Annotated in this window: 9 protein-coding genes and 1 tRNA gene; 6 read left to right on the top strand and 4 right to left on the bottom strand. The window is 59.1% G+C overall.

Translation table 11 applies throughout. The annotated features are described in order from the left end of the window. Both Q7P63_18170 and Q7P63_18165 read left to right on the top strand, forming a co-directional pair. Window positions 1–963, top strand: a 963-nt coding sequence (locus Q7P63_18170; protein ID MDP0502023.1) for a TIGR02391 family protein, incomplete at its 5' end; no start/stop codon positions are given. A 48-nt stretch (window positions 964–1,011) separates the two neighbouring features. Further along, window positions 1,012–1,215: a hypothetical protein gene (locus Q7P63_18165; protein ID MDP0502022.1), complete on the top strand. Its 204-nt coding sequence runs from the start codon at window positions 1,012–1,014 to the stop codon at window positions 1,213–1,215. Here Q7P63_18165 and Q7P63_18160 read toward each other — a convergent pair. After that, window positions 1,212–2,465: a tyrosine-type recombinase/integrase gene (locus Q7P63_18160; GenBank protein MDP0502021.1), complete on the bottom strand. Its 1,254-nt coding sequence runs from the start codon at window positions 2,463–2,465 to the stop codon at window positions 1,212–1,214. The two genes, Q7P63_18165 and Q7P63_18160, sit on opposite strands and share 4 nt — an antisense overlap. An 86-nt stretch (window positions 2,466–2,551) precedes the next feature. Beyond that, a tRNA-Arg gene (locus Q7P63_18155) sits at window positions 2,552–2,627 on the bottom strand. Between the two features lie 454 nt (window positions 2,628–3,081). Between Q7P63_18155 and ilvN the strand changes: the two genes are divergently transcribed. Continuing rightward, window positions 3,082–3,576, top strand: a complete 495-nt coding sequence (ilvN, locus tag Q7P63_18150; protein ID MDP0502020.1) for an acetolactate synthase small subunit — start codon at window positions 3,082–3,084, stop codon at window positions 3,574–3,576. 54 nt (window positions 3,577–3,630) lie between these two features. After that, window positions 3,631–4,656, top strand: coding sequence for a ketol-acid reductoisomerase (gene ilvC / locus Q7P63_18145; GenBank protein ID MDP0502019.1), 1,026 nt, complete (start codon window positions 3,631–3,633; stop codon window positions 4,654–4,656). An 81-nt stretch (window positions 4,657–4,737) separates the two neighbouring features. On the opposite strand, the gene Q7P63_18140 is transcribed toward ilvC, so the two are convergent. Both Q7P63_18140 and Q7P63_18135 read right to left on the bottom strand, forming a co-directional pair. After that, entirely contained in the window at window positions 4,738–5,709 is a 972-nt protein-coding gene (locus Q7P63_18140) for an alpha/beta fold hydrolase (GenBank protein ID MDP0502018.1), read from the bottom strand. A 74-nt stretch (window positions 5,710–5,783) separates the two neighbouring features. Beyond that, a complete protein-coding gene (locus Q7P63_18135) occupies window positions 5,784–7,151 on the bottom strand; it encodes a hypothetical protein (protein MDP0502017.1) in 1,368 nt (455 codons plus the stop codon). 284 nt (window positions 7,152–7,435) lie between these two features. Between Q7P63_18135 and Q7P63_18130 the strand changes: the two genes are divergently transcribed. Both Q7P63_18130 and Q7P63_18125 read left to right on the top strand, forming a co-directional pair. After that, complete coding sequence (locus tag Q7P63_18130) at window positions 7,436–9,148, top strand: BCCT family transporter (GenBank protein ID MDP0502016.1); 1,713 nt, start codon at window positions 7,436–7,438, stop codon at window positions 9,146–9,148. Window positions 9,149–9,179: 31 nt separating this feature from the next. Next, window positions 9,180–9,839, top strand: coding sequence for a serine protease (locus Q7P63_18125; protein MDP0502015.1), 660 nt, complete (start codon window positions 9,180–9,182; stop codon window positions 9,837–9,839). Window position 9,840: the final 1 nt, after the last annotated feature.

Raw genomic sequence — 9,840 nt, 5'->3', positions numbered from 1 at the left:
CGCCGCCCTCGCCCCGCGCTACCCAAATCACAACAAATTGCCCGAAAATCGGGCCGGCGATGCTGCGGCAGCTGCATCGCACGTTACTTGTTACTGCCTCAACGTCTGGTCAAAGCGCTTTTTCAGCAGGGTGCTAGGGCTTGCATAGATGCAATACTTCGATTTATACATTTTGGTGATGTGATTGATAAAGCGGTGATCCTTACTCATGAATCAGGGAGTGATTGTACCCATGCAATATACTTGTCAATCAATGGTGGACTAGAAGAGATCATTGTTAAGGCGGGATTTGCATCTGGATATCCAGGAGAAGGGCCGGGTGGATTAGCGTATGTGCTAAGTCTGCTTGAGGCATTGGAAGTGCCTATCGATGAATCAGTTCTAGACGGAAGAATGTTTCAGAAGATCGAGAATTGCACTGTTACCTCATGGAATTTGGAAAAATTGATAGAAAAGAATCGTGTAAGGCCTCATCGTTATTCTGATTACATTTATGGGATTAGGAGCCTTCGGATGGATGAAGGTCGATGGCAAACGCGATTCCCTGTGTCTATGCCGTATTCACTGATTGATGACAGGTTAATTGACCTTGCCGTTCAGTTCAGGAATAACCCGAAGAATAGTCTTAATAATGCTCACACACGTTTAGAGGACACCATCCGTAAGAGAATTGAAAGCGAAGAGCATGGGTCAAAACTTTTTTCCGAGGCATTCTTAGGTAAGAATTCCAAGCTGGAATGGGAAGGCTTGAGTGATGGCGTAGCGGCAGGAAGGGCAAAGCTATTCTCCGACGTATACAGTGGATTTCGCAACCGTCGTATGCACCGGGAATTTGATGAAACAAACGACGAACAACTATATGAGTTTCTCTTGGTGAATCAGCTTTTTCGATTGGAAGCGCAGGCGAAAGATAGAGTTCTTGACGAACCAGAAACTCAAAACGAAGCAAGTGAGCAAGCTTAGCCTGAAAGATTCACCAAAAATCCCCGTGCCTGCCGCGTATTGGCGGGTGTGAAAACGATCAATACACCTGAAATCCGTGAAAATCCGCCTGTGCTGATGAACGAGCGCGAAGTCGCTGTCTTCATGGGTGTCTGTGAACGCTCGGTGCGCAATTATACGGCGCGCCGCCTTATCCCGGTGATCCGGGTGGGGAAGCGCAAAATCTACCGCCGGGATGCGGTGCTGGCCGCCCTGCGCCACCTTGAACGCTAATGCGTGGGCAGGGGCTGTGGCTTCACGCCCTTTGGATAGATGCTGAAATAGGCCTCCCCGTCCTTGCGGCGGGCCAGTGATCGGTAACTGTCGAACAGGACCTGGTCATTGGCTTTGTGCCCCAGGGCGGCGGAGGTCAGCGCCGAATTCTGATACAGCGCAAAGTGGTAGGTGCCGAAGCTGTGGCGCATGGCGTTTGATTTTTCCTTGCGCCAGTTTTCAAAGCCCGCCTGCCGCACCAGCTCGGCCATTTTCTCTTCCACATGGTTCGGGGCCAGACGGCCTTCTCGCGCTTCACAAAGCCGCAGCCACGCGCAGGCATTGGGCATCAGCTCAATCACCCGCAGGCGGCGTTTCTTGGCGATGGTGGCCCCGATGGTGACAATGCCTTCTTCAAGGTCGATGTTGTCCCAGGTCAGCTGAAACAGCTCGTTGGTGCGAATGCCGGCAAACATGCCCAGCGCCACCAGCGGCAACAGGCAGCCATTCTCAAAGGTCTGCGCGGTCGTGATCAGGCTATGCGCCTCCGCAAGGCTAAGGATGGACGGCACCTCCCAGTCGATCTTCGGGACGGTCAGGCTGTCCGCCGGATTATCGTCCTTGGCGCGATAGCCTTTGCTGATGCAGTAGTTGAAGAACGTCTTCAGCGTGACAATGTAGTTTTTAATGGAACGGGCAGAGAAGCCGTCCACACTCTCGGCTGACAGCCCTTTGAGTTCATCCAGCCAGCGCTGAATCTGTTTTGCGGTGATCTCATGGACGGACTTCTGCCCAAAGGCTTCCGTAAAGGGCCGTAGGCGCCCTTTCAGGTCACGGATGGAGCGGGGGCGCAGGTTTTCCGCTTCCTTCTGCGCCAGCATCTTATCCACTGCGACTGTGATGCTGACTGCATCCTCGGCGGGTTTATAGTGTTCCCGTGCATACTGGGCGGCTTTCACCAGATCAAGGCCTGTGTCTTTCAGAAGCTTCAGTGCCTGGATCGCCTGGTTATATTCAGTGGTGGTCAGCTCAAAATGAGCCTGCCCGTGTTGGATGAATCGCTGGTATTGATCCTTCGCCCAAGCTTCGGCCGCGTCTGTGTCGGAAAACTGTTTGACGATACGGCGGCCCGCAAACCTGGCCGGGATCGACACACGATAGGAAACCCCGAAATCCCGGCCATCATAGCGGTTGATCATCTCGCGGATCGTGATCGAACTGCCTGCCGGATATTCCCAGCCCTTCAAGGGACTCTGGTGCTTGTTTTTCAACGCTTTCCTATATTTCCCTCGCGCCACCGAAACGCGAGTCCGTTTTGAGAGGAAATTGGTAGGAATCTCGTAAGTCGTTGATGATCTGGCAGGGAAGGCGGGGGTCGAACCCGCAACCTACGCTTTAGAAGAGCGTTGCTCTATCCATTAAGCTACTTCCCCAGCAACCTGCTATCCTCGACGTCGACCGGGGAAAGTCAAGCTGTGTGACGTGGGGAAGGGTGGGGCAGATGCAGGGCACTGTTGGTCTGCTTCTGCCTGGGAAAGGCGGGGCTGGAGCAGCAGCTTGAGGAGGGCGAAGGCGGTACCCAGGTAAGGGATGAACCAGATGGCGGCCACCCAGTACACAAAATGAGGCTGCGGGGCAAACTTCAGCGTCAGCAGAGTAGTCGTTGCGGCTGCGAGCAGAGTGTGCAGGCTCCACAGGCTGACAAGTAGGGCGGCTTGGGCGGGGGACATGCAGAGATGGGCAGCTTCGTCCATGCCGGAGAGGTGCCAGGAGGCATATTCGGGGCAAATGCTGGGGCTTGGGGTGTCGGGGGGAGGTTTTTGCTTGCCAGCTTGGCGTGTGGTGGCGAGCTTTGTCGCTTTTCGCAACCCCCGTAGACCTATCACCATGCGTCACACCCTCTCCGTTCTCGTCGAAAACAAGTTTGGCGTGCTTGCGCGGGTGGCCGGTATGTTCAGTGGGCGTGGATTCAATATCGACACGCTCAACGTTGCACCGACTCACGACCCGAAGTATTCGCGTATTACCGCGACGGTCATGGGCGACACGCAGCAGCTGGACCAGGCCATCAAGCAGCTCAACAAACTCATTGACGTGATTGAGGTCCAGGACCTCGCTCAAGGCGCCTTTGTGGCGCGTGAACTGGTGCTGGTCAAGGTAGTCGCCGAAGCTGGCGACAAGCGTGCCGAGATCGTCCAGATCTGCGACATTTTCCGCGCCAAGATCGTCGACGTCAGCCACCGCAGCGTCATCGTGGAGATGACGGGGAATCAGGAAAAGATCGAAGCCTTCCTGCACATGATCGAGCCCTTCGGCGTCAGGTCGATGGCTCGCACCGGTATGGCCGCCCTTGGCCGCAATCGCCAGCTGGAGCTGCAGTAAGCAGCCGGCCGCTCCCTCCCTTAAGACACCAACCTACTGCATATCTTTGTAATCATGCCTGCCAAAGTGTATTCCGATGCCGAGGCTTCCCTCGCGCCCATTCAAAGTAAAACGTTGGCCGTTATCGGCTTCGGCTCCCAGGGCCACGCTCACGCGCTGAACCTGAAGGACAGCGGCCTGAACGTGATCATCGGCCTCTATGAAGGCTCCAAGTCGATCCCGGTGGCCAAGGACCTCGGTTTCGAAGTCTACAACACCGCCGAAGCGGTGCAGAAGGCCGACGTGATCATGATCGCTGTGCCGGACATGAAGCAGAAGGCCCTCTACGAGTCGGAAATCGCTCCGAACCTCTCCAAGGGCAAGACCCTTCTCTTCGTCCACGGCCTCGCCATCCACTACGGCCTGATCGAAGCCCCCAAGGGCGTCGACGTCATCATGGTCGCCCCCAAGGGCCCCGGCCACACCGTGCGCAGCCAGTACAAGGAAGGCAAGGGCGTCCCGACGCTTATCGCCGTGCTCGAAGGCTCCAGCGCGGGCGCCAAGGACATCGCTCTGGCCTGGGCCAAGGGTATCGGCGGCAGCCGTGCCGGCGTGATCGAGACCTCCTTCCGCGAGGAAACCGAGACCGACCTGTTTGGTGAGCAAGCCGTACTTTGCGGCGGCCTCAGCGCGATGGTCAAGGCCGGCTTCGAGACGCTGGTGGAAGCTGGTTACGCCCCCGAAATGGCCTACTTCGAGTGCTGCCACGAGATGAAGCTGATCGTCGACATGGTGGTCGAGAGCGGCCTCTCCGGCATGCGCTTCTCCATCTCCGACACGGCCGAGTGGGGTGACTATGTTAGCGGTCCCCGCGTGATCGGGCCCGAAGTGAAGAAACGCATGAAGGACGTCCTCAAGGACATCCAGGACGGCACCTTCACCAAGAACTGGGTGGCCGAGCACGAAAGCGGTTACAAGAAGCTCAACCAGATCCGTGAAGACGAAGCCAAGCACCCGATCGAAGAAGTCGGCGTGTCGCTCCGCTCCATGATGCCCTGGGTCAAGAAGGCCAACCTGAAGGGCGCCCAAGCCGCCTACTAGGTTTCGGTTCTTCCGTTACTTTAAGCCAGCGATCCAAACCGGGTCGCTGGCTTTTTTGTGCCGATATGCGGTGCGCCGCTCCTACATCACCCAGCCCCGACCCAGAAAGCCGTAAGCCTGGTCGTAGAAGCCCGGCAGCATCTCGTGGTGGAAATCGGGGTAGATAGCTATGTCCTTCGGCGTGCGGATCTTGTTGTAGGCCGCGAACTGGGTTGAGGGCGGGCAGATCGGGTCCATCAAGCCGGTGGCCATCAATACCTCCGCCTGGATGCTGGGCGCGTGGTGCTGCACGTCGATGTAGCCGAGCCGTGTAAAGGCCTCCACCTCGCGCTCGTGGCGCGGGTCGAAGCGGCGGAAGTATTCGTAGAGGCCGATGTAGGCGGCCTTGGCCTGATCCATCTCCCACACGCGCTGATAGTCGCAGAGGAAGGGGTGCATCGAGACGGTGCGCGACACCTCCGGCACGAGAGCGGCGCAAATCAATGCGAGCGCACCCCCTTGGCTGCCGCCCATGCTGGCGACGCGGTCAGGATTGACGCCGTCCAGCCCGCGCACGACCTCCGCCAGCCGAGCGGTATCTAGGAACACGTTGCGGTAGTAAAGCCGATCAGGGGTGTCGTCCAGGCCCTTAACCACGTGCCCGTAAAGCGTGCCGCCGCGCGCCGGGCCGATGTCTTCGGACAAGCCGCCCTGGCCCCGGCAATCCATTGCCGCTACGGTAAAGCCGGAGGCCACCCACGGCAGCAGATTGATCCAGTCGCCCGAGTTGCCGGAGTAGCCGTGGAAGTGCAGCAGGATGGGGCTGCCGTCGGCCGGGCGATGCTTGGGCCGCAGCAGCTTGGCGTGGACGCGTGCGCCGTGCGTGCCGGAGAAATAGAGGTTGCTGCAAATGGCCAGCGGCGTCTGAAAAGCGGCCGGCTTCAGCTCCACCTCAGGCGCGATGGTCGCCAGCTCCTCGCGCGACTGTTGCCAGAAGGCGTCGAAGTCGGCGGGCCGTGGATTACGGCCAGTGTAGGTGCGCAGCTTGTCGAGGGGTAGGTCAAGGATCGGCATGACGTAGTAGGAGCTAAAACGATTGCATTGCCCCTGCAAGCCGTCAGTGCCGACCCTTTCAATCCGTCAGATCCCTACCGTTGGGGCACCGGGATGGAGATGAGGTCGAGCTTTTCGCCATCGCTCAGCAGGCCCGATTGGATCACGACGCGCTTGCTGTCGGGGCTGAAGATCGGGTGCGTGTGGTCGGGGCGCATTTTGTGATTGGTCGTCAACAGGATGCGCTCGCCCGTTTCGCGGTCGATCAGGAAGACGTTGCCGAGGAAGGTGTCGCCGACCGCCCATTTGCCGTCGGGCGAAGCATTGCAATGCCAGAAGCCGCCCAGCGTGCCGTTGGGCAAATCTTCCTCCACCTGGCCGATAATCTTCATGTCGTTGGTGCGCAGATTGACGACGGCGATGCCGGTCGGGCGCTCGCGCAGGTAGGGCAGGTGGCCCATGATGTTGAAGAGCACCTCGTCACGGCTCGCCACGGTCTCGTGCGTCACCCATTCGTCTTCCGTCTCGGGGTAGAGGGGGCGGTTGTCGCTGCCGTCGGCCTGGACGGTCCACATACGCTGTGGTGCATCGCCGGTCGTCTCGTGGCAATAGATGATCTCGCCCGACTTCCACGGGTTGGTCTGCACGTGGCCCATGCGCAGGTCCACATCGATCACCTTGGTCACTTTGCCGGTCTTCAAGTCGATTGCGCGGATACCGCCCGGTCCGCGCCCGCGTTCTTCAAAGCGCTTGCGAGCGGCTTCACGGGCCTGATTCGGGTCGGTGTTGCTCGAATCAATATCGCGTCGGCTGTTACCGGCATTGGCTGGCGGGTTCTTGGCCGCCTCCTCTCGGGCCTTCTTTTGCTCCGGCGTTTCCCATCCGACCCCCCAGTACATCGTCTTGCCGTTGGGATCCAGGGCCATGCCGCCCGAGTCGCGTAAGTCTTCCGGCAGCGTCAGCACGACGCGTTCGTAGGCGGAAGGCTCCTTCACCTTCTTCGCGCGGGCATCGGGGATCAGTTTGGCAAGGTCCAGCTCCACCAGCTCGCGCGGGCGCTCCTGGCCTTCCTCTGCATCACGGGAGCGTCCGCCCCGCACGTAGTAGAGGATCATGTCGCTCTCGGAGAGGTTGATGCTGCCGGTGTTGGTAACGGGGTTGTCCGTGAGTTGCAGGATCTCGCCCGTGCCTTCATGTACGATAAAGATCTGGCCACCATTGCCGCCACGGTCGGAGCGGAAAATGATCCACTCGTGGTCGGAAGTCCAGGTCGTGTGGGTCTGGTAGGGCTTGGAGTCGCTGGACTCGCCTTCGGTCAGGACGGTCAGGGTTGCGCCGGTCTGCTCGTCGGTCATCTGCCGCTTTTCGGAGGGGTAGATGCGGCCAAAATTGGAGGCGAAAGCCATGCTGCAGAGCAGGGCAAGGCTGGTCAGGGTAAACAGGGGTCGTTGGAGTAGCTTCATAATCGGAAGAGAGGAACGTCTAAAATTATCCAGTAGTCGCACCTGCCACACCGTAAGTCTTTTCAGACCGTAGGAAGCGCTGGCGGGCAGACAACCAGTCGAGGACGTTTGGCTGCCTGTGATTGCCGACCGCTAGAGCCGCGCCTCGTCTATCTCCAAAGGCGTTGGCTTAACGTTAATTGGGTCGCGGGCTTGTTTTTCATGCCTACCTTGATGTATTCTCAACTCTCGCTGCCGCACCATTGCCTGATGGGGCGGCGCTTGCTTTCCAACCAGTCTCATACATGAACGCCAGCAATTCCCCACAAACCGACGCGCCAAATGGCGGGGAAGAGGGTAAAGAGGGTTGGCTGAGGTTCGACGTCCATCCATACGTCTTCTTTATCTCGGCCTTTCTTATCATCTCCACCGTCGCGGTTACCTTGATCTTCCACGACCGGATGAATCAGGTCTTCACCAGCCTGCAGACCTGGATCGCCACGATGGGCGGGTGGTTCTTCGTCGCCACGACCAACATCATCCTGGTGTTCGTGCTCTACCTGCTGATCAGCCGTTACGGCGACATCCGTATCGGTGGACACGATGCCAAGCCCGAATTCACGACCATGGGCTGGATGGCGATGCTTTTCAGCGCCGGCATGGGCATTGGCCTGCTCTTCTACGGGGTGGCCGAGCCGATCTTCCACTTCAGTGGATCTCCGCTGGTTGAGCCGATGACGCCCGAGGCCGCCCGGGTCGCGATGGACCTGACGTTCCTGCACTGGGGCCTGCATCCCTGGGGTATCTACTGCCTCGTAGGGCTCTCGCTCGCCTTCTTTTCCTTTAACCGCGGGCTGCCGCTTTCGATCCGGTCGGTCTTTTACCCGCTCTTTGGCGAGCGCATTCACGGTTGGATCGGCAACGTGGTCGACATCATGGCCACGGTCGCCACGCTCTTTGGCGTTGCGACCTCGCTGGGCCTCGGTGTGCGGCAAGTCAATGCCGGGCTCGATCACCTCTTCCACATCGGCCAGAGCCCTACGATTCAGCTTCTGCTGATTGCCGGCATCACCGCGTTGGCCACCTGGTCGGTCGTGAAAGGCCTCGACGGAGGCATCCGCTTCCTCTCGGAGATCAACCTCTGGATCGCAGCCGCGCTGTTGTGCTTCGTGCTTCTGCTCGGGCCCACGCTCTTTATTCTCAACGCTTTTATCGAGAATATCGGCTACTATCTCGACAGCCTGCCGCGCCTCGCCACCTGGAACGAAACCTACGAAAATACCGCCTGGCAGAACACCTGGACGGTCTTCTACTGGGGCTGGTGGATCGCGTGGTCACCCTTTGTCGGCATGTTCATCGCCCGGGTTTCCTATGGCCGCACGGTGCGGGAGTTCATCCTTGGCGTGCTCCTCGCCCCCACGCTCATCACCTTTTTCTGGATCACCACCTTCGGTAATACGGCCCTGAATCTGGAAATGTTCGGGCCCGGCGGCATCGTCGAGGCGGTGCGCGACAACATCCCGGTCTCGCTCTTCGTCGTGCTCGAAAACTTCCCGCTGAGTATGGTGACTTCTCTGCTGGCGATTGGCTCGATCATCATGTTTTTCGTCACCTCGTCGGACTCCGGCTCGATGGTGATCGACATCATTACCTCCGGCGGCGATCCCGATCCGCCCATCCCGCAGCGCCTCTTCTGGGCCATCCTCGAAGGCGTAGTCGCGGCGGTGTTGCTGGTCGGCGGCGGCTTGTCCGCGCTGCAGACGGCAGCAATCGCGACAGGGCTGCCCTTTGCAGCCGTGCTGCTCCTGATGTGCCTCAGCCTGCGCAAGGGCTTTGCGGACTACAAGGACTCGACCGTCGGCTTCAAGCTGCCGACCTACCATCGCGGCGAGCGCTTTAAGACGATCGTGAGCAAGCTCGCACCAGCCACCTCCGGCAACCGCGAAATGTGGGTCCGCCTCGGTGGTCGCAAGTCTGATCCCAAGCCCGATTCGAACCCGCGCAAGCCCTCCTCGTAATCCCCACCGATTCTCGTTTATGCACCAGACCATGATCCAACGCTACGAGAATGGCTGCATGATGCTCATGAAGCGCAGCCAGGACAGTGTGCTCTTTCTCGGGACGGCCTTTATCGTCCACTCCGAAGGCTATCTGCTCACGGCAGCCCATTACCTCAAACCCGACGACGAGCTGGTGCTCGTCTCGCCCGCCCAGGCCGGCGGCTATACGCCCCTGAGCATGGAGGTAGTGACGCCTTACCCGGTGCGCCTGATCGACATGGACCGAGCGCGCAATCTGGCGCTGCTCAAGCTCGACTTCGAGGAGCCTGTGGCCGCTCCCCAAGACATTATCGGCAATGCCGACGAAACGAACGAGGGCACTTATGTGCTCAGTTTTGGCGTCTCCTTCGGGCACCTCCGCATTCACAATATCATGGTGATGCAGGGGATCGTCTCGGCCAAGATGCTGTCGCCCAATGAGACGCGCCTGTTCCTCTTCGACGCGGTCACGCACCCCGGCACGATTGGCGGCCCCTTGGTCAACTCCAACGACGGCCGGATCATCGGCATCATCCAAGGCCGCTTCGACCCGGTCCAGATCAGCCAGCAACAGGTGCCGGAAGAGCTCAATATCGCTTCGCACCTCTCCTACGCCGTGTCCATTCAGCACGGGCGCGAGCTGGCCGAACGCCATGGCGTGACCATCTGAT

This window comes from Verrucomicrobiota bacterium JB022 (genome assembly GCA_030673845.1).
Lineage (GTDB): Bacteria > Verrucomicrobiota > Verrucomicrobiia > Opitutales > Oceanipulchritudinaceae > WOUP01.
The sequence above is the reverse complement of the archived record's forward strand: the minus strand, read 5'-3'. Positions and strand labels throughout refer to the sequence as shown.

What these genes read in the sequence shown, in the direction of transcription:
- ilvN (MDP0502020.1), top strand. Translation starts at nt 3,082, where the DNA reads ATGCGTCACACCCTCTCCGTTCTCGTCGAAAACAAGTTTGGCGTGCTT.
- ilvC (MDP0502019.1), top strand. Translation starts at nt 3,631, where the DNA reads ATGCCTGCCAAAGTGTATTCCGATGCCGAGGCTTCCCTCGCGCCCATT.
- Q7P63_18140 (MDP0502018.1), bottom strand. Translation starts at nt 5,709, where the DNA reads ATGCCGATCCTTGACCTACCCCTCGACAAGCTGCGCACCTACACTGGC.
- Q7P63_18135 (MDP0502017.1), bottom strand. Translation starts at nt 7,151, where the DNA reads ATGAAGCTACTCCAACGACCCCTGTTTACCCTGACCAGCCTTGCCCTG.
- Q7P63_18130 (MDP0502016.1), top strand. Translation starts at nt 7,436, where the DNA reads ATGAACGCCAGCAATTCCCCACAAACCGACGCGCCAAATGGCGGGGAA.
- Q7P63_18125 (MDP0502015.1), top strand. Translation starts at nt 9,180, where the DNA reads ATGATCCAACGCTACGAGAATGGCTGCATGATGCTCATGAAGCGCAGC.